Source organism: Endozoicomonas montiporae CL-33, from assembly GCF_001583435.1.
In the GTDB taxonomy this organism is placed as follows: Bacteria; Pseudomonadota; Gammaproteobacteria; order Pseudomonadales; family Endozoicomonadaceae; genus Endozoicomonas_A; species Endozoicomonas_A montiporae.
Genome location: NZ_CP013251.1, coordinates 5,215,780 through 5,241,598, shown reverse-complemented (window position 1 = coordinate 5,241,598; position 25,819 = coordinate 5,215,780). Strand labels below are relative to the sequence as shown.

Below are 25,819 nucleotides of genomic sequence, written 5' to 3'. Positions count from 1 at the left end.
TTATCGGCAGGTTCTGTTTCCAGCGTCTCTAACCCTAAAGACTTTTTGATGGTGCCGAAATACGATGAATAGGATAGTAATAAAAGACGGTTAAACCTATAGGAGGCAAGGATGCCCTGCAAAAAACTGGCTCAATTATTTCCAATGGCGGTATTGAGCATAGCCATTGGAAAAGCGAATGCTGCGCAAACTATTGAAGTACCTGAAGGTGAATACCGGTTGACTTCAGGCTCTGACTCGGCTCTGATTGTTGTGCGTTCCAGTTATCCTGACGGTCATCGTTTCAGGGTGCCCATTAATGGAACCATTATTGTTCGCGGTAGCCTGATTATGGATAACGGGTTTACGGCGAACGGTGTCCTGTTTGATGACACGGAGAATCCAGATGTTGATATCAACATTCTACCGACAGGGAAGATTCTGATTAATCAGGGGGGTGGCAGTAATATTAAGTTTGGTCGCTCAGCCTTTTCTAACCTTAGTAACAAAGGCTATCTGTATAACAGGGATTCAGAAATAATCGGGATTTCCCCGGACAGTCCCAGTCAGGCAACCTCGGTGACGGGCAAGTTCATCAATGAATCTCTGGGCATCATGGAAGGTGCCGGACTTATGAGGCTCTACGAAGGTGAATTCAACGGTGATTTTATCAATGAAGGCACTATTACCACGACGGGGTCTTATGGTATTTCACTACAGCTGGCATCTTATTACGGCAACATTATTAACAAAGGCACCTGGACCAGTAAAGGTTATGCCCTGCATATAAATGATGCCAGTACTTTTAGTGGTAATTTTGAAAACCATGGCACTATCACAGCCTCGGATGGACTAGTACGAATTACCGGGGACAAACCAGCCACCGATGATGCCTTTGCCAATTTTGACGGAAGTATTATCAATCGGTCCTTTGGTGTGATGACCGCTGAAAATGGCAATGGTTTTGAATTCAAGGATGTGGCGTTTAGTGGCTCGATTACCAACGAAACATCCGCCAGAATGATCGCTAAAGGTGATGGAAAAGCCCTCATTTACATTGGCGCAGCATCGGATAGCAATGAGTCTCCAAATGAAGGAAATATTGCCGGCGGTGTTTCCAATGACGGGTTTATGTCAGGTTACTATGTGGTTAAAAACGATAACCCGAACCATACGCTGGAGCTTTCGAATGGCTCTTCTGGATTGATGACTGGCAGGCTGGCCGGGAAAATTAACTTGACCAATGCTGGTTTGTTTCAGACCGAAAGAGGCACCATACTGACAGGCAACTTTAATCACTCCGGCGTTCTCGAGCTCACTGTGGATGCAGCAGCAGCGACAACACCAGTCATGGATGTGAGCGGCACCACAACACTGGCCTCTGGCAGTGCTGTATGGGTAACACCGGGTTTTGAACTCTATAACAATGACTCCCTGATGAACGGAGAATCCTATCAGCTGCTGAGCGCAGGCACTTTGACAGACAATGGTGCTGGTGTTGAGGGTTCGGTGTTGACAAGTGTTAATGTCGTTAGCAATACCGGTAACATATTGACCGTGACCATTGATCGCAAAACGCCTGAAGAGGTATCGCCGGGGTCAGACGCTACCAGAGCTGTGGTAGAGGCTGCTACCCGCTCCAAGTCTCTTTTTGACTTGGTGGCAGGTACGCTGACTGAAGCTGATCTGAAAAAGCTGGTTCAGGAAAACTGGGTTAATAATAGTGCTGCCACACAGCAGATGAACCTGATTGTTCAGGAAGAAGCGGTATCCATTCCACTCCAGCGTATGAGTACGGCACGCAGCTTCTCCAGAGGTTTGTCTTTTGGTGATCAGCAGGCCAGCAAAGGTATCTGGATGCAGATTTTGGCAGCGGCTGCTTCACAGGACAGCCGGAAGACCGGGGACGGAGACCTGGTGTCAGGCTTTGATGCCGATGTCGATGGTTTTAGTCTGGGACTAGAGAATTCTCTTGATAAAGGGCTTTACGATATCACCTATGGTGCTGCTGTGACGGTCGCTGACGTTAAAGCCGATAAAGAAAACTCAATCGATGACAATCGCCTGAAAAACTATCAGTTGAGTATGTATGGTTCTTACACTCGCGATGAGTGGTACGTGGATGGTGTACTCAACTTTGGACGCAGCAAGCATGATCGTGTCCGTTATGTTGAACTTCCGGGCATTGACCCTTCTCCGATTGAGTCTGATTTCCACAGTAATCATTACGGTCTGAAGCTTCTGGCAGGTGTTATCTTCCCATACTGGAATACCATGCTTCAGCCTGTGCTTGGTTTTAATTACTCCCGGATCGTCAGCGATAGCTACAGGGAGAAAAGTACCAGCGCTTTGGCGCAGGCTGTCAGTAGCCAGACATACCAGAAAATAGAGCTGGGAGCGGGTCTGGAAATGGGGCGCCTTTATGAACTGGAAAAGGGGACTCTGGAGCCTTCGGTTCGTCTCATGGGTTGGTATGACATCAAGGGCGACAAGGTTAAAACCGATTCGGTTCTGATCGACGGTGGCGGGGCGTTAAACTTTGAAGGAGCCAAGCCAGTCAGAGACAGCTATTCTGCATCGTTTAGCCTGACTTACCGCAGGTTTGACAACCTGTCTCTGGTGTTGGGCTATGATCGTCACCAGAAATCCGGTTACAGAAGCAATAACTACAGTTTCAAAATGAAGTACGATTTCTGATTCAGAAAAAACGGGGTAGCTTCCTGCTTCTGCCCCGTTCTCTCTCCTCCTTTTGATTATCCTGATCAGGACTCCAGAGCTTTCCGGCAGGCATCTATAGTCACTACACCAATCACATGGTTGTGAGCGTCCTGTACCACCAGTGCGCGGATCTTGTTCTTGTCCATCAATGCCTTGGCATCGTTGGCGCTGGCTTCTTCCTTAATGCTGATAGGCGCGCCGTTCATAATATTGCGGGCTCTCATGCCGCTTAAACTGTCTACTCCAGACAACCCGCGTCGTAAATCTCCGTCAGTAATAACACCCGCCAGATCTTCACCGTCCATCACCAGACAGATTTTGGAGCCGGTTGCCGTCATGGCCTGCATGACATCACTGATCTTGCTGTCAGGCTTAATGCGACCATAGTTGTCGGCACTCATGATGTTGCGTACCCAGGTGATTTTCTGGTCTTTTCTCAAGCCTTCCAGATCACTTGCCTGAAAACGGTGCAACGCTTCGGCCAGCAGGTCGCCAATGGCCAGCAGAACGGTGGTATAGGTGGTAGGCGCATGTTCCTGATCCGCCAGATCTTCCGTCACACTGGCATCCAGAACAATATCGGCCTGTTCTGCAACAGGGCCTTTCGGGTCACCGGTGATGGCAATGACTTTGTTGCCCAGATGTTTAATCGCCGGATACAGTCTGACCAGTTCTTCGGTCATGCCACTGTACGACAGCATAATAATAATATCGCCACTGCCGACCATGCTCAGGTTGTCGTGCCAGGCATCGGCAGGGTTAATGAGGTGACAGGACAGACCCGTGTTATAGAGAGTGGCCGCAATTTTACGACCAATATGACCAGACTGGCTCATGCCCAGCATAATGACACGACCACGGCAGCCAGTCAGGAGTTGTATGGCTTCAGTAAATTCGCCGTTAATGCGTCCCTGAAGTTGTTGCAAGGCTTCAATCTGACGGGCAACACTGGCTTTCATACCTTCGCTCATTGTTTTCTCCAGCAGCGTGGTGTCATTGTTATTCATGGCCATAAGTCTCGTCCTGTATCCTTTCGTCATTCTTTGTCCGGCTTTTTATCTGTCGGAACTAATGTCTTCATTTGTTTTCATACTCTCACACAATCAATACCTGATTATTGATAACCGTCAACATAATGTTTTCATTTCCCGGGCATATTTTGCCGCCAGTTTGATGGCTTCAATCATGCTGACAGGGCTTGCTATGCCTTGTCCTGCAATATCAAACGCGGTTCCGTGATCGACCGAGGTGCGTAAAAAAGGCAGTCCGCAGGTGATTGAAATGGTTTTCTCAAAATCCACCATTTTGGTCGCGATATGACCCTGATCGTGATAAAGGGACAGAACGGCGTCGTAACGCCCCTGCAAGGCTTGATGAAAAACCGAATCGGCAGGCAATGGGCCAAATACATTAAAGCCGTCCTTCTGAAGTTGCTGAACGGCGGGCTTGATCGCCATTATTTCCTCACTGCCAAATAATCCCTGTTCTCCACCGTGAGGGTTTAATGCGGCAATGGCTAATCGTGGGTTCTGTACGCCGAGTTGCTGAAGCGCCTTAATGGCTTGTTGCGAACAATCAATAAGACGACGGTCGGTAATGTAGTCGCATGCTGCTTTTAACGACATATGGCGTGAAAGAAAAAAGACCTTTAACGTATTTACCTGAAACAGGGTCAGAGGGTTGGGGCAGTCGGTCAGATCGGCCAGTATTTCGGTGTGGCCTATGTGTGAAATGCCAGCCGCTTTCAGCGACTCTTTATTGATGGGCGTGGTGGCCAGAGCATCAACATGGCCTTGCAGTGCCAGTTCGGTGGCTACTTTTATGCATTGATAAGCCGTTTCTCCTGCAGAACGGCTAACGGTTCCAAAGGTGGTGTCATGCAGTGACGGGCAGTGTACTGGCAGCAGATTTAACGTGAGCGCCTCATCGGTCATATCCGTTACCTGTCTGCAAAGGTTGAAAGACAGTTGGGTCTGACAGATCTCAGCCGCTCGCTTCAGGCAGGCTTCGGTTCCGGTAACAATAATACGGCAACCATCGAGCACATCGGATTCAGTCACTGACTGAACAGTAATTTCAGGACCAATGCCGGCAGGGTCTCCCATTGGCACGCAAACCACAGGTTTCATCATTTTGAGTCATCAGGGCAGAGGAGTCGGTCTACAGTTTAGTCTTGGCTGCTCTGACCTATGCTACCAATTACAAATAAAGTCATTTTTAAAGGTAGTGGTCATGGCCGGAGGATTTGCAAAAGACGGAGCCGTTCAGGATCAGATTGACGATACGGTGAGCGATGCGGTTGATCAGATTCGTTCCCGTTTGCCGGACTCAAACAGTGAAAGCGCAACAGAGTGTGATGAATGTGGAGAGCCGATATCTGAGGAGCGTCGCCGTATTTTTCCGGGCGTGCGGTTATGTGTTCGGTGTCAGGAAGAACGGGATCAGGAACAGCAGTTAAACGACTTGTTTAATCGTCGTGGCAGTAAGGACAGCCAGCTCAGATAGCGCTGAATCAGATAGCGCCTAAACAGATAGCGCCTAAACAGATAGCGCCGAAAAGGCAGAAAACCACCCGACCAATACAGACGAGTGGTTTTCTCTTCAACAATCAGGCACGAATCAGCTGGCCGCCAGCTTCTTCGATGGCTGCAATGTTTTCATCGTGGAAACGAGCATCGGTGATAATCGTGTCCAGTTCATCCAGCTGGCAAATAGTCTTCATGCTGGAAGCACCGTACTTGCTGGAGTCAGCCAGCAGAATCTTGCGGTTAGCACGTTCCAGCATCTTGCGACGGATGTAGTAGTGGTCGGTAGAAGCGGTGGTCACACCGTGTTCCAGACTCCAGCTGTTGGTGGCCAGGAATACAACGTCGGCGTTGATGCTGTCCAGGAAGCTCAGGGCTGCCACATCGGTGTGTGCCTTGGTGATAGAGCTGACCAGACCACCGGTGGTGTATACCTTGGCAGTGGTGGAGTCGGACAGTTGCAGGGCAATCTTCAGATCCGGAGTGATCACAGTCACACGCATGCGCATCAGCATTTTTGCCAGAGCCATGGTGGAAGTGCCTGCGTCCAGCAGCACGATCTGACCTTCACGGATGTGTTTGAAGGCTTCAGATGCAATGGACTTCTTCTCTTCGATGTTCACGGCATTTTTCTTTTCGTATGGAATATCTTCCATCAAAAAGCTTTTGGACACCGCACCACCGTAGGTCACACGCAGTTTGTCTTCCTGCTCAAGAGTTCGGATGTCTCGGCGGATGGTCATTTGTGAGACGTCAAACTTCGAGGCCATTTCTTCTATGTTGGCGCAGCCCTTTTCTTCAACATAAGCCAGGATGTGTTCGCGACGCTCGACGGGAAGCATATAAAAACCTCTTTCTTTGGATAAATCGCTCCGTACCGCGGAAAGTGACCGATTGTCAGTGTCAGTCAAGCTCCTGGCCATGATGGCAGTCACTGGTAAAAAAGCGACTATCATAGCCTGGGGCGGAGTACTTCAGCGCCAGAGCCATAGCAATGCAGAACATGAGGCTTTGCTCATTGTCTGCGAGAGAAATTTCACAGGAAGTGTAGCTGCAGCTATAGATCGGGCGCTTGCTGTTTCTGCCGATACATTAGGGTGACAGAAGCAGAACTTCAGCGAATTGCGATTATACGGCACAAATGATGAAACAATGAAGGCAGATTCTTTACACCAACCCGCTGACACAGCCAGTCAGGACCATCATCATGCTCATCCGGTGGATAGCAACATAACGCTTTGTCCCGATTGTGACCTTGTGATCAGGGAGGTGGCTTACCCGAACCCTACACGCAAACTGATCATCTGTTGTCCAAGATGTAACCGAAATTTACGTGAGTATCACCCAGATGGACTGATAAAAACATTGTCATGGGTCATAACTGGCTTACTCCTTTTCCTTCCCGCCAATATTTTTCCGGTTTTGCAGATGGAAATTCTGGACCATCAGGAAGCCAGCACCATCTGGGATGGAGTGGTTACCCTTTATCAGGAAGACCTGCAGGGGGTGGCATTGCTGGTGTTTTCGCTGGCCATTCTGGTGCCGGGTATTCGCTTACTGATTTTGCTTTTTGTTATGGGTGCCCTCTTTTTGAAAAAACAGCTTCTGAAAAAACAGCGACCGCTGGCCGGGCTCCTGTTTCGTCGTTACCTGCAGCTGGGCGAGTGGGGAATGGTTGAAATCTATCTGCTGGGGGTTCTGGTGGCGGTGATAAAGCTGGCTGATATGGCCATCGTTCATCCCGGTGCCGGGCTGCTATGTTTTGTCGGGCTCATGGCAGCGGAACTGGGCATCAGTATTTGTATGGATGAGCAGGAAGTATGGGAACAGCTGGAAGGTGGTTATGAACGCTGAACCAGATAATGGCAGACATTGGTGTAGCGGCTCTGATGCCGGACTAAAGCTTTGTCTGAGCTGTCACAAAGTGTGCCCTGTTCAGGTCTCGAACTGTCCACGTTGCAGTGCCGTTGTGCATCAACGACAGCCGAACAGTCTTGTACGGTGCTGGGCTCTTACCCTGACAGCCGCCCTGTTGTACATTCCTGCCAACCTACTGCCCATGATGACCGTCAGCAAGTTTGAAGAAGGGCAGCCGCAAACCATTATTTCCGGGGTTATTGAGCTGGTTCAACAGGGCATGATTCCCATAGCGCTGCTGGTGTTTATCGCCAGTGTAATGGTGCCCATACTGAAGTTACTGGTCATGGTGTGGCTGTTATTGTCGGTTCACTTTCCCCGTGCTGCTCTGCACAGACAATTAATGCTATACCGGATGATCGTCTGGATAGGGCGTTGGTCAATGCTGGATATCTTTATTATTTCCCTGCTGGTGGGGCTGGTGAAATTCGGACAACTGGGCACGGTGACCGCCGGTGCCGGGGCCTATGCTTTCGCCAGTGTGGTGGTGACCACCATGCTGGCAGCCATCCAGTTTGATCCTCGCTTGTTGTGGGATGCATTGAGAGCGGAATCAGACACCGGCAAACCGCTGGAAGACTATCCATGAAAAAATAATGAGAGAGTCATGAAAAAAACAACGAGTGGGTCATGAAAAAAACAATGAGCGGGAAACGATGAATCAGAACACTTCTGCACCGGAACCTGCCGAGGCCAGGGTTAAAAAGCGCGGAAATATTTCGTCTGTTTGGTTATTGCCGGTGGTGGCCTTGTTCATTGTGGTCTGGCTGGTGTGGAAGGCTATCAGCGAGGCGGGTGTCACGGTTGATGTGCAATTTCAGAATGGCAGGGGCATTAAACAGGGCAAAACAGAAGTCCGGTTAAACGGTATAGCGGTGGGAAAGGTTACCGCCATGGCGATGTCTGAGGATCTGAAATCCGTTAATGTGACTCTGGAAATGGATCGTCGTATGTCAAACAGCCTCACTGAAAACAGTCGCTTCTGGCTGGTTCAGCCGCAGGTGAGTGTAGCGGGTATATCGGGGCTGGATACGCTGGTGTCTGGTAATTACATTGCGTTTCAGCCTGCGGATACAGGCATTAAACGCAAGAAGTTTATTGCCCTGTCATCGCCTCCTCCATTGGGAGAGCAGGAAAACGGTTTAAGCCTGACACTCAGGGCAAAGGAGTTATCTTCCATTCAGAATGGTAGCCCGGTGTATTATCGTCGTCTGAAAATTGGTGAAGTGTCGTCTTATGACCTGTCTGCAGATGATCAGTATGTTGATGTAGAGATCTTCATCAAGCCGCAGTTTGCCCACCTTGTTCGGCGCAATACCCGGTTCTGGAATGCAGGAGGGATTGAACTGTCTGGCAGCTTGACCAATCTGAAAGTCCGGGCACAGTCCATCGCGTCCATGATTCAGGGCGGTGTATCGCTCTACACCCCCGAGTGGGAGCAGGAGTTTCCCGAAGCGTATCAGGGTGATGTGTTTCCATTGTATCGGGATTACGATGAAGCAGAAGCGGGCATTGCTGTAGAAATTGATTTCCCGCTGGATGTTGCCCTGGGGCAGGGAAAAACGCGCATTCTGTTTCATGGTATGGAAGTCGGGTTAATTAAGGACACTGAATTAAAAGATGACTACTCAGGTATTGTTGCCAATGCTGTTGTAAGACCCGATGCCGTCAACCTGATGGTCAAGGGAGCGCGGTTCTGGCTGGTAAAACCGAGTATTGGTCTGCATGGGGTTTCCGGGCTGGAAACATTGCTGAGCGGGCGCTATATCAACATGGATGTCAGTAGCAAAGATATAAAGGCTGCGGCTCCGGAACGTCATTTTAAAGGATTAGCCAATGAGCCCCCGGCATCGCCTTCTGCCCCCGGCTTGCACCTGAATCTCCGTGCTGACTCACTGGCTGGTATCAGTCATGGCAGTCCGGTGCTTTTCCGGAAAATGCAGGTGGGCTCTGTTCAGAGCCATGAACTGTCTGACGACGGTGTTCTTGTAAAAGTACTCATCGACCCTGCTTATCAGCACCTTATTAACAGCAGTAGCCGGTTCTGGAATGTCAGTGGCATTACATTGCAGGGTGGGTTACAGGGGTTCAGCATCAAAGTCGGAACACTTAATTCCATGCTGGCAGGAGGCATCGCTTTTGATACGCCGGACAAAACATCAAACACAGTGAAAAACGGTACCGGTTTTGTTTTGTTCAACAGTGTTGATCAGGCGCACCAGACCGGTCAGAAAATTACGTTGATCTTTGAAACCGCTGAAGGGTTACAGGTGGGCACCAAAGTGAAATATAAGGGGTTGGTTGTAGGGCAACTGACCGGGCTAAAGCTCAATAAAGAGAAAGGACATATTGAGGCAACCACCCTTTTGAAGGACAGCGCCGAATGGGTGGCTCAGAAAGGCAGCCGTTTCTGGCTGGTCAGGCCGAGACTGGGGCTGGCTAATTCAGCTAATCTGGAAACACTGGTAACCGGACAATACATCGAGGTACAGCCTGCAAACAGAAAAGACGCTGTGGCGAAAATGGTTTTTACCGTTGAAATGACCGTACCGGATGACAAGCCTCTTAACACCGGTCTGCGGCTGCAACTGGTGAGTGATCAGCTGGGCTCCATTCGCCGCGGTAATCCGGTGTATTACCGGGAAATCCCGGTGGGCAAAGTAACAGGCTATCGTCTGGCAGACCCTGCGAGCCACGTCCTGATTTTTATTAATATTGAAGACCGTTATACGTCGCTGGTCACTGAAAAAAGTCGTTTCTGGAATGCCAGTGGTGTGGATGTGAAATTTGGCCTGTTCAGTGGTGCCAAAATACGTACAGAATCACTGGAAGCACTGCTGGCTGGCGGTATAGCGTTTGCCACTCCGGAAGTCGGAGAGCCTGTGTCGGCAAACCATCAATTTAAGATGGCAAAAGAAGCAGACTCTCAGTGGTTAAATTGGGCACCTGCTATTTCACTGGGTGACGAATGATGCAAATTCTTATTTACTCATGTTACGCACCCAGAAAAATCTGCCATGCTTTAGAGCATGAACACAGAGCTGTTTGAGCTGTATAGCGATTACCTGCTGTCCTCATTCGGCAAAACGACAGCTACACAGCTGTCATCTTTGCTGGACGGCGCATACAGCCATGATCAGGTAACACGCCTTCTGTCCCGTAATCACTTCGACAGTAAGACTCTTTGGCACCATGTTAAAGCCGTTGTGCGTCAGGAAGAGCGCGATGATGGAGTACTTATTGCCGACGACACTATTCAGGAGAAACTCTACACTGATGAGAACGACCTGATTGCATGGCACTTCGATCACACCTTTGGTCGTTCGGTAAAAGGTATCAACCTTCTCAACTTTGTTTACCATGTCGGTGATATCTCTATTCCCGTCGCCTACAAGCTTATCGAGAAGCCTATTCAATACTCCGACGTAAAAACTAAAAAAGTTAAACGCAAGGCTGAACCCACCAAGAACGAAGACTTTCGGGAGATGCTGAAAGTTTGTTGTGATAATCAGCTCAAATTTCGTTACGTGCTGGCAGATAGCTGGTTCTGTTCTAACGACAACATGCTGTATATACGACACAAATGCGATAAGCATTTTGTCATGGCCAGCAAGTCAAACCGGAAGGTTTCGCTGAGTGAGGAAGATAAAAGTCAGGGGCGCTCACAGCGCATAGATTCCATTGATTTCTCAGAAGAAAAGCCCATCAAAGGCTGGATTGCAGGCGTGGACTTCCCCGTTCTGCTGTTCCGGCAGGTCTTTACAAACAAAGATGGCAGTAAGGGCATTCTCTATCTGATATGCAGTGATCTTGAGTGTGACGCAGAGGCTTTGAAGGCGATCTACAAAAAACGGTGGAAAGTTGAAGTCTTCCATAAAACACTCAAATCTAATGCATCAATGGCCAAGTCACCGACTTATACAGTTTTGACGCAGAGTAATCATCTGTTTATGTCGATATATTCGGCATTTCGTCTCGAGGTTCTGGCTAATAAGCTTGATTTAAACCATTTTGAGTTGCGGGCAAAGCTCTATCTTACTGCATTGAAATCATCGTTCCAGAAACTTCAGTCGATGAAGGGGTGCGTAACATGAGTTATTTAGAAGCTGTTCACGATCTTATTGAGGGCTGCAAATGTTGATAAATTGCCCCTGCTTTTTGATCTCATTCGTTGCGTAGCACCACTACGCGCCTCATGAGATCAAAAAACAGCAACAATTTCTCACCATTTTCGCTTTCCTCAAAAGATCATGAACAGCTTCTTAGAAGATGAAATTGGGATGCTGCATTGAGAACTTCAGTTAATGCGACAATAATGTCTCTGGTTTTCAACACAGAATAAGTACAACGATGTTTGCCCAGACTCTCACTCCCCGCTTTTGCGAGACCGATGCCCTTGGTCATATCAACAACACGGTCTTACCGGTCTGGTTTGAAAAAGCCAGAGAGCCGATCTTCTATTTGTTTAACCCTGAAATGGATTTGCAAAAATGGCAGCTTATCATTGCCCGCATTGAAGTAGAGTTTCTGAAACAGCTGCGGTTTGGCAAGGACGTAGAACTGAGAACCTGGCTGGAAAAGGTGGGTAATTCTTCAATGTATATTCACCATGAGGCATGGCAGTCCGAAGCGTTATGCGCAAGGGGTAAGGCGATTCTGATTCACTATGATTATGCCGCTGAAAAAGCAGCCCCTATACCTGACGAAGTTCGTGTAAAACTGCTGGAACATCTGGAAGAGTAAATGTCGTCGATACTGGATATCAAAGCGGGGCCTGCAGCGCTTGCCCGTGTCAGGGATGAAGGTCTGCCCCAGAGCAGTATAGAAGTGATGCCGGGGGCTTCAGGCGGGCCAAAATGGTTTGTGCTCACAGGGCTGGATAAGGCGTTAATCGGAGAGTACTTCAAAGATCGTAAAGAACCGTTGCACCTGCTGGGTACGTCGGCAGGGAGTTGGCGCTTTGCCTGCTATGCCCACCCAGATGCACTGAGTGCTCATGAACGGTTTGAGCAGGGTTATCTGCTGACACAGTATTCGGATAACCCGACGCCGGAAGAAATCACCTCTAAATGTCGTCTGTTGATAAAAGAAATTATTGGCAGTCATGCAAAAGGCATTCTCGATAACAGTGTCATGCGTTATAACCTGATTGCTGTACGCAGTCGCGGGTTAGGCAAAAGCAGCCGAAAAGGGTCATTGATGACTGGTCTGGCCATGGCAGCACTGGCAAATGCCGCCAGTCGCAAAACGTTGGGATTATTTTTTACCCGAACACTGTTTTATACCCCGGGCGTAACATCACCTTTTCATACCATGAGTGACCTGCCAACGGATCGGGTCGAGTTATCGGAAGCGAATCTGGCAGAGGCGATTCTGGCTTCAGGCTCCATTCCCATGGTGATGGAAGGTGTTGAGGGTATTTCTGGGGCACCCAGTGGTGTTTATCGGGATGGTGGTGTAACGGATTACCACTTTGATACCCGCTTTGCTGGTAATGACAAACTGGTGCTCTATCCGCACTTCTATGGTCACCGAATACCCGGCTGGTTCGATAAAGGCATCAAATGGCGTAAACCTTCAGCAGTGAATAGCGAAAACCTTGTTATGGTGTCACCGTCTGATGAATTTGTGGCAAAGCTTCCTTACGGCAAAATTCCGGATCGCAATGATTTTGTGAATTTGTCTTACGAGGAACGGGTTCGATACTGGAAGGTTGTGATTCAGGAAAGCCAGCGTCTGGGGGACGAGTTTTTGGAGCAGGTGAACAGTGGTCGAATCCGGGAAACAGTTCGACCACTGTAAATTAATTTAAGTATTTATATGGATCACTGAACGGTCACTGTTTCTGTCAGCAGAATGTTGTCAGAAGCATTACCGACACGAATTTCATAGCGGTCACCCAGAGCCCAGTCACTGGTTTGTTCATTCCAGTAAGCCAGATCATTTACATCAATATCCAGACTGACCACTTCAGATTTACCGGCTTCTACAGAAACCCGCTCGAAGGCTTTCAGCCGCTGCAGGGGCTTTTCTGAACGGTCAAAGAGGTCTTTGATGTACACCTGAATCACCTCGTCACCTGCACGTTTGCCAGTATTTTTAACGGTGACATCCAGTTTGATGGTGTCGTCTTTAGCCACAGACTTTTCTTTAAGGCTGAGGTCGGTCATTTCGAAGGTTGTGTAGCTCAGGCCATGACCAAACGCCCACAGCGGCTCTTTGTCAAAATACAGGTAGGTACGCCCTTTGGTGATGTCATAATCATTGAACGGAGGCAGATCGTCCCAGCTTTTTACAAACGTCAGTGGCAGTTTGCCACCCGGATTATTGTCACCAAACAGAGTGTTGGCAATGGCATTACCGCCTTGCTCGCCCGGATACCAGCTTTGCAAAATGGCGGGTGCCATCGCTTTTAGCTCGGGGCTTTCAATGGATGAACCGCTTTGCAGTACCACGACAGTGTTTGGATTGGCTGCAACCACGCCTCGCAACATATCCGTTTGCTCCGGTGGCAGACCTTCAAAAGCTCGGTCAATACTTTCGCGCTCATACTCAACAGACAGTCCCATCACGGCAATGACAGCATCGGCCTGCTTAGCAACTTCCAGCTCTCCGCCTTCAAATTCACTGTCTTCCTGGGGCAGCTTCCAGCCAAAGCTGACAACATGTTCGTCGGCATTATTCGAGCGCATCGAAATGATGCTGATTTCATAGGTTTTGGTGGCATCCAGTTCAAGGTTTGTTGTTGTACGGCTAACTTTATGATTGTTGCCGTGGTCTCTCATCAATGGAGCGCCATTGACCTGCACCATAACATCGGCTCCCTTGGTATCAACAGCAAAGGTATAGAGGCCGCTTTGTGGAGGTACAACCGTTGTCGTATAGGTAGCCGAGTACCGGGTATTGGAGAGCTTTCTGCTTGGCTTGTCTTTCCCTGACCATGCGAAGTCAATGCTGGCAACATTTTCTCTGGCGACAGGTTTGCCGCTGGCATGAGGGTTGTTGTGGTACACCACATTCCATACCCCCAGACCCTGACTGTCCAGAGTGGTTATATTATCCATGGGGATATCGCTGAACGCATCATTATCCGATGTCCACGGCACGTAGAGCACTTCGACATCATCGCCCAGATAATCCCGGATACCCTGTAAAGGCGTCACCGGGTCAGTCGCAGTGCCACTGTAAGTGCCGTAGTTCAGAACATCCGCGTTGGGGCCAACCACAGCGACGCTTTTCAGTTTGCTCTTGTCGAGAGGCAGTAGAGGTTGTCCGTCAACAGGTTCGTTTTGTAGCAGAACCATGGACTTTTCAGCCAGCTCCCGGGCAAGGTCTTTAAATGATGTCAGAGTTTCAAACGGCAGATCTTTCCAGGGAGACAGTTCTTCGGGATCAAAGAAGCCCAGCTTCAGACCAACACGAATCGTGTTGCGGAAAGCACGATCCAGCTGTGCAATATCCACCATCCCCCGTTCAATGGCAGTGATCAGCTCTTTGCGAAATACTCGTGTATTGTCAAAGTCCAGAGTTTCGGCATTCATCACTGCGGCACTGGATTCAACGTAATTGTCGTAGATTTCATGGCCTTTGAAGCCCCGTTCTCCCCAGCCTTTGGTGACCATCAAAATAGAGCCGTAATCGCCGAGTACAAAACCGTCAAAGCCCCATTCACCACGCAGAACATCGCGTACCAGCCAGGTATTTGTGACCGCAGGTTTGCCATTAAGTGCATTGTAAGCGGTCATAATGATCTGGGCATTGCCTTCTTCAACCACTTGTTTATAAGCAGGGAAGTAGTACTCGCGCAGCTGTTTTTCAGAAATATCGGCGTTGCCGTGAAAACGATTGTGTTCTTCGTTATTGGCAACAAAGTGTTTGGCGCCGGCTGCGGTTTTCAGGTAAGTCGGGTGATCACCCTGCAAGCCCTGAACATAGGCGGTTGCCATCATGCCGTTGATCAAAGGGTCTTCACCATAAGCTTCCTGCGTACGCCCCCAGCGCGGATCACGGGCAATGTTAATAACAGGTGACCAGAAGGTCAGAGGGCCACGCTGCCCCCGGCTGATTACCGGGCCATTGTGGTACTGGGCGCGGGCTTCGTCGGATACCGCATCACCCATACGTTTCATCGCTTCCGGATCCCAGGTGGCAGCAAGACCGATGGATTGTGGAAAAACAGTGGCAGCATTGTTTCTTGGTGACGCCAGTCCGTGCAGAGCTTCACCTGGCATATAAGCCTTCATGCCATAGCGTGGTACACCGGGGTTCCACAGGGTAATCATGTGGCCTTTTTCTTCGGGAGTCAGACGGGCAGTAATGTCATCAAGCCGTTCCTCTATGGGAAGCGTATGATCATAAAACGGAATATCAGGGCGTATAACGTCTTCTGCTATTACTGCGCTGCTGACAGAAACACTGACGGCAAGACTTAAAATTGTTTTCAAATAACGCATTCAAATATCTTTTAAAGAGATTCAGGAGGAGATTGTCGCTTTAGGTGTTTAATAATTGTGATCGATTTGAACGGTGGGCTAATTGATTATGATCAAGCAATAAAACGTTAAAATGAAAAAAGGGTAACGAATGGGTGGTTATTTGATAGCGACTATTTGTGCTATTGATTAACGCGTGCGAATCGAGCCTGTTCACGCGCGTTTAAAAAAGACTGTTATTCCATAGCTGTTTTTATATGAGGCCAGACATTGTTAAAAATCATGGGCTGGGCCTTCGCCACCGGGTGTATTCCATCCGGCTGATTCAGCTTCGGGTGTCCTGCAACACCGTCGAGAAAGAAAGGGACTACAGAAACTGTATATTCTTTGCCGAGGTCATGAAAAATTCGGGTAAATTTTCGAGTGTAGACGGGGCCATAATTAGGAGGAATCATCATTTCAAACAATAAAACATCGACATCTTCTGTCTGAGCTTGCTGAATCATCTGCTCCAGATTGTTGGACACGGATGTCAGTGGTGTTCCCCGCATGCCGTCGTTTGCACCCAGCTGCAGCAACATTAATTCCGGTCGATGTTCTTTTAGAGCGGCGGGTAAGCGGCTGAGTCCTCCGGCAGTGGTTTCGCCACTAATGCTGAGATTGACCACCTTCCAGTCAGACTTGGTTTGATCAAGCTTTTCCTGTAATAAAGATACCCAGCCCTGTTGTATTTCAAGACCATAAGCGGCACTCAGGCTGTCTCCGTACACCAGAATGGTTTTCTGGCTGACGGGAGAAGCAAAAGCCGCTTGTGCGACAAGGGCGAACAAAACGATAACACTGGTTGCTAAACGACGAATGACTAAAAACAAAAACGCATCCTCCCTGACGAATCCTCATACGACAGCTGTTATGGCCAAGGCTCTGGAAAAACAGGTTGTTGCCCAGAGTGGTTCTCTCACCATACTGTCCGGACTTGACCTTCAGATCAAGTCTGGTGAGTCCGTTGCTATTGTCGGTGCTTCCGGTTCAGGAAAATCAACCTTGTTGGGTATTCTGGCCGGTCTGGATTTGCCAACAGGCGGAGAGGTTCATCTGGCCGGAAATCGTCTTGATACGCTGGATGAAGATCAGCGGGCAAAAGTACGGGCCAGACATACGGGCTTTGTTTTTCAATCATTTCAGCTATTACCCAACCTGACAGCCTTGGAAAATGTCATGCTGCCACTGGAGTTGTCGGGGAGCGAAAAGGTGGTTGAGAGCAGTCGTGCAATTTTGCAGCGGGTTGGTTTGAGTGAGCGGCTGGACCATTACCCAAGACAGCTGTCAGGAGGCGAACAGCAACGAGTCGCCATTGCCAGAGCTTTTGCAGGTTATCCGGATATTTTGTTTGCCGATGAACCCACGGGGAATCTCGATGAAAAAACCGGTGAGAGCATTATTCAGCTGTTATTTGAAGTGAACCGGGAACGGGGGGCGACTCTGGTGCTGGTGACTCATGATATGGGGCTGGCTTCCCGTTGCGATCGGGTGCTTCGTTTAACCCAAGGGGTGATTGTTGAGGAGCAGCGTAAAGTTGGGGTGACGGCATGAAAGCGACTTGGCTGTCTCTCCGGTTTTTATTGCGTGACTGGCGTTCGGGTGAATTGTGGTTGCTGGTCTTATCGCTATTAATGGCGGTCAGTGTCAGCACAGCCATCGCCATTTTCAGTGAACGACTGCAGTTGGCTCTTGGACGACAAGTGGCGGAAGTCATGGGCGCGGATATGATGATTCGCAGCTCCAGCCCGTTGTCTGAAAAAGCGCAGGCAGTGTTGGATGTCCAGCCTGTGCAACAGCTTCGGATACTGGAGTTTCCAACGGTTGTGCTGGCTGGAGAACAAATGCAAATGGTGGCAGCCAAGGCTGTCCCGGATGGTTATCCGCTGCGTGGGCATATGCGCATTGCTGATCAGCCATTTGCTGAAGATCGAAGAGCGTCGGGAATTCCTGCGCCCGGCGAAGCCTGGCTGGAGCCAAGGCTGTTTTCTCTGTTAGGTGTTGAGATTGGCGATTCGGTGGATGTCGGTGAAACCACCCTGAAGATTACCCGGACGATTACGCTGGAAATGGATCGCGGAGGGAATTTTTACAGCCTTGCTCCCCGATTGATGTTTAACCTTGCGGATGTGCCAGCCACTAATGTGATTCAACCCGGTAGCCGTGTCAGCTGGAAAACCCTGATTGCCGGTAAAAGCCGTGATCTGAAAGCCTTTCAAAAGCAGGTTAAGCCTTTACTAAACAACAGCGAGCGGTTAACGCTGGCAGAAGACAACCGGCAGGATTTAAGAAATTCTGTCGTACGACTAAGGCAGTTTTTAGGATTGGGCAGTCTGGCAGCTCTTTTGTTGGCAGGGGTTGCGGTGGCCATGTCCAGCAGACGTTTTGCTGAACGACGCTTTGATGCCATTGCTGTCATGCGTTGTCTGGGAGCAACACAAAAGCTGTCGATGCAGATTCTCACTGGAGAGCTGGTGCTGGTGGCGTTGCTGGTGGCGATTCCCGGTGTTGCTCTGGGCTGGCTGATGCAGGCTGGTGTTTTATTGTTGTTGAAAGGCGTTCTGCCAGCCTGGTTACCTGAAGCGAGTTTCATGCCCATGCTGGTGGGTGGTGCTACGGGGGTAATCACGCTTATTGGCTTTGGATTTGCGCCTCTGCTTCGTTTGCAGGAGGTAACTCCTTTGCGCGTGCTTCGCCGTGACTTGATGCCAGCACCAGTGAGAGCCTGGCTGGTTTACGGACTGTCTCTGGCAGCTATGATTGCGTTGCTCTGGTATCACACGGGGCAGCTGATGATGACAATCGGCATCACATTGGCAGGAACAATGGTTCTGGCTCTGATTACTTTTTCTGTAAGGATTGTCCTGAGCTTTGTGCACCAACGGCTGCGTAGTCATTCTTTGCCGTTGCAATGGCGTTTGGGGCTGAAGCGTTTGTCACAGGAGCAGGGGCAGACCACTGCACAACTGCTGGCGTTTTCCCTGATTTTTATGTCGATGGCCATTGTGCTTCTGCTGCGTACTGATTTGCTGGAACGTTGGCAGCAGCAGTTGCCGGAAGGTACGCCGAATTATTTTGCGCTGAATGTTCAACCTTCGGAGATTGATGGTTTCCGTCGCTTTTTGGAAGAGCATCAGGTCGAGCGCAGCAGACTTTACCCTATTGTTCGTGGGCGCTTAACACACATCAATGGAATACCTGCAAAAGAAGCCGTGTCAGAAGAGCAGCGTAGCCACAACTCGCTGAACCGTGAGTTGAGTCTGACCTGGGCCAATGAATTTCCAGAAAGCAATCAGTTGGTTGACGGTCAGTGGTGGCAGAAAAACGGTGAGTCTGAACTGTCAGTGGAAATGAGTATTGTTGAGCACCTTGGGGTTAAGCTGGGTGACAGGCTGACTTTCGCTATTTCTGGCCGGGAGGTGAACGCTACCATCACCAGCCTGCGCAGGGCTGACTGGGAATCCTTTCAGCCGAATTTTTATATGATGTTTCCGGAAAGTACGTTGGCAGGATTACCAGCCAGCTGGTTGAGCAGTTTTTATTTGCCACCACAAAAACGACTGTTGTTGAATGAGTTTGTGCGTGGCTTTCCAACAGTAACGTTGCTGGATCTGGACGCCATTATCAGTCAGGTGCAGGGAATGGTTCGGCAATCAATACTGGCTGTTGAAGGTATGCTGTTTGCTTTGTTGCTGGCAGGGTTGCTAGTGACGGCATCGGCTATTGAGTCCAGTCTGGATGCACGCCTGCACGAAGGCGCCCTGATTCGTTCTCTTGGCGGAACCCGGCAGCAACTATTGCGACTGCAGGTGGGTGAGTTTGTTGTATTGGGATTTCTTTCGGGTCTGATTGCGGTCGCAGGAACGGAGTTATGTAACTGGTGGCTGCAGAGGTATGTGTTCAGAATGAGCTGGCAGCCAGCTGTGTGGCTGTGGATTGTTTTGCCTCTGGCAGGTGGTGGGCTGATTGGCCTGGCTGGTTGGCTGGGGGTTCGGCGCGTTGTACGGCAGTCTCCAATGGCTGTGTTGAATTCTGTATGAATTTTAAACAGTTGTTACGCGAGCGCTCTGGAAAGCACTGTCAGAAACATTATCCACAGGTCATTCAGAGGGTTAACCGGTTATTTTGTGAATAAGTGGATAAGTTTTTCTGATCGATGTTGTTCATCTTTTGAAAGGCCGTGTTAGAGTGGAATAACCAGCCTGATTTTTCGGGTCAGGTCATTCTCCGGGCCATGGAATAGAAGCGACTTGAGTATTAGTCATTTCAATACTTAACAAGCTTCCCAAACAAAAGGACAACCGCATGAGCCATCAAGAAGAAGCTTACCTGTGTCTACTTTGTCTGCGTGACAGCACCCGAAGAATTGCCCGGCTGTACTGGACTTATATTAACCTGAGAACCCTGTCAGGGGACGTGCCTCCTGTGCTGATAGTGATGTTGAATGTTCTTTGTAATAAGCAGGATGGTCTGCACCAGAAGCTGTTGAACAGTTATCCCGATGATATGGAACAGGGGAAGTGGCACGACCAGAGCGTGCAGAATAAGAAGTTGTCCGAGATGACTCTGGAGACCCAGCAGGAGCTACAGAAAATCTGCACAACAGAGTTGACCATGATTATGCTGGTGGGAAAAATGATGGAGCAATAATCCCTTAAGAGGTTGTGGATAACTCGTTGGATAACCTGATGAACAATGGCTGAAAAGCCTTGTTCAGGCGGTTTGTACAGGGTGTAGAGTTATTCACCGAAGTGTTTTACCCTTCTTTATGTTGTTCCTTCCGGCTACCTTTCAGCATGCGTTTGAATTGGTGGGCAAAATCCTGTGGATTTTCAGCTTCAGCTGCTGGAACCGGTGATTCCTCAAAAGTATGGATGGGTGTCACCTGATGGCTGGTCACGCCAACAAGAATATCTTTATCGCCTACCCGAATCAGACAAACGCGCGCCTGACTTGAAACCGGTGCACTGGCTATGACAGTAATGCCTTGTCCCAGTGTCGGGGTGCCGGGGTTCATTTTCTTAACCAGCCAGGCCAGCACAAAAATCAGCACAATAACCAGCAACAGGGGCATAACGACCTGCATCAGGCTCAGGTCTTCTATACCGGGATTTTGTTCTTCTGCAAACACTTGAGTAACAAGCAGGCAGGGAAGCAGAGTGTAGTATCTAATAGCCATTTCCTGTTCCTTGATATACCCATAGCCTTTGAAGATGTGGGGGTGTTGGCTGCTCGCGCTCACCCCGATCACCTACTATTCGTAGGCTCACTGGCAACGCTCCCTGCGTTGCTCAGCATACACTCCATCCGTGGAGATAACGGGGCTTCGTTCGATTGCCGCCTACCCACATCTCCAAATCCAATGGGTATAAACGGCTGTTATTCGACTATAAAACGACCACTCGTTAATAACAAGGCGGCCGGTAGTCGCTCTGGCGTAAACAATATTCATCGCCAAACGATAATAATGGATGAAGCAACCATCGCTTTTCAGGAGCCGACAATGAACGCTTCGGATATCGAGCAAAAGCTGAAACAGAGCTACCTGGATTTGTCCAAAGCTCATCAGAAACAAGACTGGCAAGTGCTGGCGGGTCTGGAAACTGCGGCCAGAGAGGTGATTAGTGAGGTGGCTGACAGTAAAGTGGCGTTGACGAGAAAGAGTCAGAAGCTACTGGATGATTTGCAGCAACTGTATAAGGAAATTATTCAGACCTGTCAGCAGGAACGCAGTCAGCTTCAGAAACAGATTGTTGAAGGACACAAACGACAAAAGGCTCTTTCTGCCTATTTGAGTCAGCAGGAGCAAAATAGTTCTGACTGAATGGCATACTAGCGGTTAAGGGGCTCAGTGGCATTAAAGTGAAGGGTGAGTAATTTTGTGACTGCTTTGATGTTCTCCTGGTTGAATCCTGTTTCATCTGGAAAGCAGACTTCCTTAATTTTACCTTCACGTTTTGATTTGCTTTCATCCCGTATGGCTTTCAGGTTTTCGGGAGTGATGAATTTCATGGCGTGTCTGAATTCTTCCCAGTCTGGGACATTCAGTGTTTTATTTTTTGCCATATAGAACGGTATTGTTTGAGCATTCAGTGAGCTGTAAAAGACCAGCATATCAATGGCCTCTCGATCTCTACTCAATGAATCAAAGCACTGAGACAGAGCAATTGTTTTCTGAGTTGTCGGAAAGTTATCATCCTCTTTCATAAATTTGAATTTGGTCATGAAGGGTTTAGATAGCTTCTGTTGATGGGCGGGAGTAACTTCAGCCATTCTGGTGGCTTGAGGAAGTAAGGTCATCAGGGTGTTTGCACTGAGTAATTTGCTTTCTTTACACCAGTGCAAGGCCTTACCGATATCTTTGCCGGTGGCTTTATTTCCCAGCATCATGGGGAGCAGGTGGTCTGATTTTTCCCTTTGCTCAAGGTCGGTAAGTTTTTGTCTGGGATGCTTGACCAGATGGTGGGTGAAATCGCAGGCTCGTTTGATATCGGTAGCATTTTTAAGAACGATTTTATCCTGATAGTAAGGCCGAAAATAGTCGAGTTTAGGAAAGATAGCCCGATCATCGCCATAAGCTTGTACCATTTGTTGAGCACCAAACAGATGAAACTGGTTTACCCAGACTTCGGCGGCTTTTTCAGGATTACTATTGATCATCAATCCCAACTCGGATATCCGGCAGTCATTGGCTTTATAGAGATAGCTGGCTTTATTAGTCAGGGTTTGCCGATAAGTATTCTCATCCCACTCATCGACAATAACAATATCTTCGTGAGTTTCGACCACATCAGTCGCTTCATCTTTTTTACCATCCATTTCGAAAGATAATTTAGCGGTAGATCGGTAAGTCACCTGCGCCCTGTTATCTGGTGATTTCAGGGCTGCCTTTATCGCTGATATAGATTTACTCAGGCGTTCTCTCTGTGAAGCTATTTCGTCGGCTCTTCCCAGCTGGTGGGTCTGAAGCAGCTCAAATACCTCATGAAAGGTCAAGCGTTTCAGTCTTTCAGCGGTTTCTCTGTCAATAAAATTGGGTACTCTGCCGGACATGTTGATGCGATAGGGGTTCTTCCAGGAATGCGCTTCTTCATTGTCATGAACATTACCGGGTGCTAAGCACAGGTCGTTATCAATTAAACGCACATCGTAATAAGGTTCATCTTCTTCGTCGGTTTTTTTTACAAAAAAGATATTACTCATGTTCCTGTCGATACTGCCTGCCAAGTGATCAAGCAGTTGGGCATCAGCAAGCGCTTTCTGTGTTTTGGGGTGCCTCAGGTCAAGAGGAGGGATATCGACCACCTGCTCTTTCGTCAGCTGGATTTTTTGGGCTGTGAACAGATCCTTGATTTCCTGATCGCTCATTTCAGGAAGCGTGAGTGGATCAAGCCCTGACTCATCACTCACCTTGAATCCATTACCTTCTTCAAGCCCTTCTCCTCTTACAATCTGGGGTACAAGATCTACCATATAGTCTTTATGGGTGGCTTCAGGAACGTGCTTTCTGGTTGTGACATGAACGCCTTCAACAAACTCCTGACAAGAGCCGGGCTGTCCATTGTGAATGGCATAGAATGTGGGGGGAGTGAGTTTCATCCCGGTCAGGAGGTCCAGCTCATAAAAAAACACCGCTCGGTGAATCAGTTTGGCTGATTCAGAGTCGCCTGTAATACCAAATGTTTTTGCTGCTTCTGCTTTTATTTCTGTAGGTTCAGAGGCTTTGAAGACGGCTTTAAATGGAGGGTCTTCAGGCTTTTCTCCCTGATAAGTGACCAGAGCAATAGAGGCTGAATTACCATGAGCAAAATTTTCTTTGGATTCTTTTTCATTCTCAGGCTGATATATTTTTCCATAAGGGTGATCAAGCCCAAAAATTAATCGTCTTTCCTCATTAATTTTATCTCTGATTGAAGTTTGCACGAATGCTTTTTTGTTCTCATTGTCTGAATTTTCAAGGTACTTGTCTGCTGCAACTTCAAGCTGTTTCAGTACAGCAAGTTTTTCCATTCGAGCCTCAGTCATTGCTCTGGGAAACTTATTGTATTGAGAAGCTAAATCCAAAACCTCATTATACTCAGGGCTTTCAAACAACCATCGGGGCTGTATTCCATTAGCTTCAGCGACTTCCCGGGTAGCGATTGGGCAATCGTTTAGCGGATCTTCGAACTCCCCTACCTGTACTTCTGATAACAATCCAGCTTCTTCCGGGTTATGTGCCCGTATAGAATAGCCTTCAAAAGTTGCTTCTTGTTGACGGATAGAGCCTGTAGTTTCATCCGGTATGTATAGAGACGCCATCATCAGAGAGGGAGGGCCGTTATAATCTTCCATGATTTTTTCCGGAGCTTTACTGGTATTGTTGTCACTATCAGCTTTAGCTATCGGCAGAGAGGCTCCAATGAATAAACCTTTTTCCCAAGCCTGTGAAAACAATAAAAGACCTATCCTGAAAGTGCTCGAACACTTCTTTACCGAGTCAGGCAAAGTACTGGAAATAGGCTCCGGAACCGGTCAGCACGCGGTTTGTTTTGCACAGCATTTGCCTCATCTTGTCTGGCAGACATCGGATTTGCCTGACAACCATCCGGGTATCCGGCAATGGATATCGGAAGCGGGCCTGACCAATCTCAAACTCCCCTTTGAGCTGGATGTGAGCAGCGATACATGGCCGGTTGATGGCATTGACTATGTGTTTTCAGCCAATACGTCACACATCATGCCCTGGGAGTCGGTTGTGAAAATGTTTGAAGGGGTTGGAAAGTGGCTGACAGAAGGAGGACGGTTTGCCTTGTATGGCCCGTTTAATTATCAGGGCCAGTTTACCAGTGACAGCAATGCAGCGTTTGACCGGCATCTCAAAGAGATGGAGCCTCATCGCGGAATCAGGGATTTTGAAGCGATCCAGCAGCAGGCCGGTCATAATGGCTTGATGCTGCTGGAAGATGTGGCGATGCCTGCCAACAATCGTTTGTTGGTCTGGAGTAAAGGTTGATTCAGGGGTTATTAGCCCATTCCTCAACTTCTGCATCCAGATAAGCGTGTTCCAGTATTTCGCCCACCCATGGGTAGTCGTTTTCCAACTGGCGCAATACGCGCAGGGAAACCACCTGGGCGGCGGGCAGTGAGCTCCAGATGGTTTTGCCCAGACAGCGCCAGTGATCGGCTTGTATTCGTTTGGGCTTGCCGTCCAGATAGCCCAGCTGTTCCTGACAGGTTTCACACACCATCAGGCAATGGTCGATATCAGGTTCTGCCGGAACAGGGGCTACTTCATGGGTTTTCAGTGGCACACCGGCAGCCTCGCACAACTCGCATTTTGAACTGGCGCGTCGGGCAAGGTCTTTACCCAGACGATTCAGGGCATCAACCCGTTCCTGATGTTTCTGCAAACCTTTCGCCATCATTAAACTCCTGAATGAGTGATCTGGTCTGGATAGTAATGACTCTGGATAGTAACGACTTCAGAGAGTAGAAGCGACAGGCAGCAGGATTTAGATGCAGATAGTTTAGATGTAGATGGTTTGGTGATAGGTTTAAAAGATCAGCACCAGAGATTGCCTATGAACGTCTATCGACTGACCAGCCCTAACTGTGACCAAACCGAGATTGTTGTTGAGCACGTTGTTCTGCATTACACGGCTGTGGATTTGCAGGGCACTCTTGATATTTTCATGCATCGTGACAACGGCGTTTCTGCCCATCTGGTGATTGATACGGACGGTGCCATTTATGAACTGGTCAAATGTCTGGAAGGGAAGGCATGGCGAGCCTGGCATGCCGGTGTCAGTTATTACGGCGACAAAAAAGCGTTTAACGATCACTCGGTAGGCATCGAGCTGGTGAACCTGAACGGTAATCTGTTCTCGTATACAGATGCCCAGTACGACGCTTTGCAACATGTGGTGCAAACGCTTAAGCAACATTATCCCCGGCTGGCTGATCCTGAAAGGGTAGTGGGGCATGAACACATTGCCGGTTTTCGCGGCAAGGTTGATCCGGGAATGCTATTTGACTGGCCGCGTTTTTATCGTCGATGCTACCCTGAAGTCACAGCACCTGAACGCAAAGCGGTTCTACCGGATGAGCTGCATCAGGCGCTCATGCCTCTGGCTGAGACAGTTTCTGCCGAGACTAAAGAAAGTGCCCGCTACTGGCAGGCTGTCAGCTCTCTAACCGAGTCAGTAGTGAAGCTGCTGAAAGAATAAC

23 protein-coding genes are annotated in these 25,819 nt (G+C 48.8%); 15 read left to right on the top strand and 8 right to left on the bottom strand.

Features of this window, described 5'->3' with window-relative positions; genetic code table 11:
• The first annotated feature begins 111 nt into the window (after positions 1-111).
• Positions 112-2,676 carry an autotransporter domain-containing protein gene (locus tag EZMO1_RS24230; RefSeq protein WP_082212261.1) on the top strand — a complete coding sequence of 855 codons (2,565 nt, stop codon included), beginning with the start codon at positions 112-114 and terminating at the stop codon, positions 2,674-2,676.
• A gap of 65 nt (positions 2,677-2,741) precedes the next feature.
• Here EZMO1_RS24230 and EZMO1_RS24225 read toward each other — a convergent pair whose 3' ends face one another.
• Entirely contained in the window at positions 2,742-3,710 is a 969-nt protein-coding gene (locus EZMO1_RS24225) for an SIS domain-containing protein (protein WP_034877740.1), read from the bottom strand.
• A gap of 114 nt (positions 3,711-3,824) precedes the next feature.
• A complete protein-coding gene (gene pdxA, locus EZMO1_RS24220) occupies positions 3,825-4,802 on the bottom strand; it encodes a 4-hydroxythreonine-4-phosphate dehydrogenase PdxA (protein WP_222842165.1) in 978 nt (325 codons plus the stop codon).
• 127 nt (positions 4,803-4,929) lie between these two features.
• Between pdxA and EZMO1_RS24215 the strand changes: the two genes are divergently transcribed.
• Positions 4,930-5,202: a DksA/TraR family C4-type zinc finger protein gene (locus tag EZMO1_RS24215; RefSeq protein ID WP_034877742.1), complete on the top strand. Its 273-nt coding sequence runs from the start codon at positions 4,930-4,932 to the stop codon at positions 5,200-5,202.
• A gap of 103 nt (positions 5,203-5,305) precedes the next feature.
• Here the strand turns inward: EZMO1_RS24215 and EZMO1_RS24210 are convergent, their stop codons facing one another.
• Positions 5,306-6,064 (bottom strand): DeoR/GlpR family DNA-binding transcription regulator, encoded by a 759-nt coding sequence (locus EZMO1_RS24210; RefSeq protein ID WP_051790298.1) that lies wholly within the window; start codon positions 6,062-6,064, stop codon positions 5,306-5,308.
• Positions 6,065-6,122: 58 nt separating this feature from the next.
• On the opposite strand from EZMO1_RS24210, the gene EZMO1_RS27490 reads away from it, so the two are divergent.
• From EZMO1_RS27490 to EZMO1_RS24175, 7 genes are all read left to right on the top strand, one after another.
• Positions 6,123-6,323 (top strand): hypothetical protein, encoded by a 201-nt coding sequence (locus tag EZMO1_RS27490; RefSeq protein WP_222842164.1) that lies wholly within the window; start codon positions 6,123-6,125, stop codon positions 6,321-6,323.
• A gap of 51 nt (positions 6,324-6,374) precedes the next feature.
• Positions 6,375-7,076, top strand: a complete 702-nt coding sequence (locus tag EZMO1_RS26000; protein ID WP_082212265.1) for a paraquat-inducible protein A — start codon at positions 6,375-6,377, stop codon at positions 7,074-7,076.
• Positions 7,066-7,728: a paraquat-inducible protein A gene (locus EZMO1_RS24195; RefSeq protein ID WP_051790304.1), complete on the top strand. Its 663-nt coding sequence runs from the start codon at positions 7,066-7,068 to the stop codon at positions 7,726-7,728. The genes EZMO1_RS26000 and EZMO1_RS24195 overlap by 11 nt, the downstream gene beginning before the upstream one ends.
• A 34-nt stretch (positions 7,729-7,762) precedes the next feature.
• Positions 7,763-10,111 carry a PqiB family protein gene (locus EZMO1_RS24190; RefSeq protein WP_051790308.1) on the top strand — a complete coding sequence of 783 codons (2,349 nt, stop codon included), beginning with the start codon at positions 7,763-7,765 and terminating at the stop codon, positions 10,109-10,111.
• A gap of 57 nt (positions 10,112-10,168) precedes the next feature.
• Positions 10,169-11,233: an IS701 family transposase gene (locus EZMO1_RS24185; RefSeq protein WP_061509740.1), complete on the top strand. Its 1,065-nt coding sequence runs from the start codon at positions 10,169-10,171 to the stop codon at positions 11,231-11,233.
• A 256-nt stretch (positions 11,234-11,489) separates the two neighbouring features.
• Positions 11,490-11,882, top strand: coding sequence for an acyl-CoA thioesterase (locus EZMO1_RS24180; protein ID WP_034874754.1), 393 nt, complete (start codon positions 11,490-11,492; stop codon positions 11,880-11,882).
• Positions 11,883-12,941 (top strand): patatin-like phospholipase family protein, encoded by a 1,059-nt coding sequence (locus EZMO1_RS24175; RefSeq protein WP_034877744.1) that lies wholly within the window; start codon positions 11,883-11,885, stop codon positions 12,939-12,941.
• 23 nt (positions 12,942-12,964) lie between these two features.
• Here the strand turns inward: EZMO1_RS24175 and EZMO1_RS24170 are convergent, their stop codons facing one another.
• The gene (locus EZMO1_RS24170; RefSeq protein WP_051790312.1) at positions 12,965-15,592 is read right to left on the bottom strand and encodes a glycoside hydrolase family 3 C-terminal domain-containing protein; all 2,628 of its coding nucleotides are present in this window, start codon (positions 15,590-15,592) and stop codon (positions 12,965-12,967) included.
• Positions 15,593-15,807: 215 nt separating this feature from the next.
• A complete protein-coding gene (locus EZMO1_RS24165) occupies positions 15,808-16,443 on the bottom strand; it encodes an arylesterase (protein ID WP_086936442.1) in 636 nt (211 codons plus the stop codon).
• On the opposite strand from EZMO1_RS24165, the gene EZMO1_RS24160 reads away from it, so the two are divergent.
• The 3 genes from EZMO1_RS24160 to EZMO1_RS24150 all read left to right on the top strand — a co-directional run bounded on the left by EZMO1_RS24160 (position 16,430) and on the right by EZMO1_RS24150 (position 20,260).
• The gene (locus tag EZMO1_RS24160; RefSeq protein ID WP_051790316.1) at positions 16,430-17,164 is read left to right on the top strand and encodes an ABC transporter ATP-binding protein; all 735 of its coding nucleotides are present in this window, start codon (positions 16,430-16,432) and stop codon (positions 17,162-17,164) included. The genes EZMO1_RS24165 and EZMO1_RS24160 overlap by 14 nt on opposite strands.
• Positions 17,161-19,650: an ABC transporter permease gene (locus EZMO1_RS24155; protein WP_034877745.1), complete on the top strand. Its 2,490-nt coding sequence runs from the start codon at positions 17,161-17,163 to the stop codon at positions 19,648-19,650. The genes EZMO1_RS24160 and EZMO1_RS24155 overlap by 4 nt, the downstream gene beginning before the upstream one ends.
• Positions 19,651-19,915: 265 nt before the next feature.
• Positions 19,916-20,260 (top strand): hypothetical protein, encoded by a 345-nt coding sequence (locus EZMO1_RS24150; protein WP_034877746.1) that lies wholly within the window; start codon positions 19,916-19,918, stop codon positions 20,258-20,260.
• 106 nt (positions 20,261-20,366) lie between these two features.
• Here EZMO1_RS24150 and fliO read toward each other — a convergent pair whose 3' ends face one another.
• Positions 20,367-20,789 carry a flagellar biosynthetic protein FliO gene (gene fliO, locus EZMO1_RS24145; protein WP_034877747.1) on the bottom strand — a complete coding sequence of 141 codons (423 nt, stop codon included), beginning with the start codon at positions 20,787-20,789 and terminating at the stop codon, positions 20,367-20,369.
• Positions 20,790-21,077: 288 nt separating this feature from the next.
• Between fliO and EZMO1_RS24140 the strand changes: the two genes are divergently transcribed.
• Entirely contained in the window at positions 21,078-21,434 is a 357-nt protein-coding gene (locus EZMO1_RS24140; RefSeq protein ID WP_034877748.1) for a hypothetical protein, read from the top strand.
• A gap of 8 nt (positions 21,435-21,442) precedes the next feature.
• On the opposite strand, the gene EZMO1_RS24135 is transcribed toward EZMO1_RS24140, so the two are convergent.
• Complete coding sequence (locus tag EZMO1_RS24135) at positions 21,443-23,944, bottom strand: hypothetical protein (RefSeq protein ID WP_061509739.1); 2,502 nt, start codon at positions 23,942-23,944, stop codon at positions 21,443-21,445.
• Positions 23,945-24,011: 67 nt separating this feature from the next.
• Between EZMO1_RS24135 and EZMO1_RS24130 the strand changes: the two genes are divergently transcribed.
• On the top strand, positions 24,012-24,605 hold the full coding sequence (locus tag EZMO1_RS24130; protein ID WP_034877750.1) for a DUF938 domain-containing protein: 594 nt from the start codon (positions 24,012-24,014) through the stop codon (positions 24,603-24,605).
• Position 24,606: 1 nt separating this feature from the next.
• On the opposite strand, the gene EZMO1_RS24125 is transcribed toward EZMO1_RS24130, so the two are convergent.
• Positions 24,607-25,017: a phnA protein gene (locus tag EZMO1_RS24125; protein ID WP_236632053.1), complete on the bottom strand. Its 411-nt coding sequence runs from the start codon at positions 25,015-25,017 to the stop codon at positions 24,607-24,609.
• 156 nt (positions 25,018-25,173) lie between these two features.
• Between EZMO1_RS24125 and EZMO1_RS24120 the strand changes: the two genes are divergently transcribed.
• Positions 25,174-25,818, top strand: coding sequence for an N-acetylmuramoyl-L-alanine amidase (locus EZMO1_RS24120; RefSeq protein ID WP_034877752.1), 645 nt, complete (start codon positions 25,174-25,176; stop codon positions 25,816-25,818).
• Position 25,819: the final 1 nt, after the last annotated feature.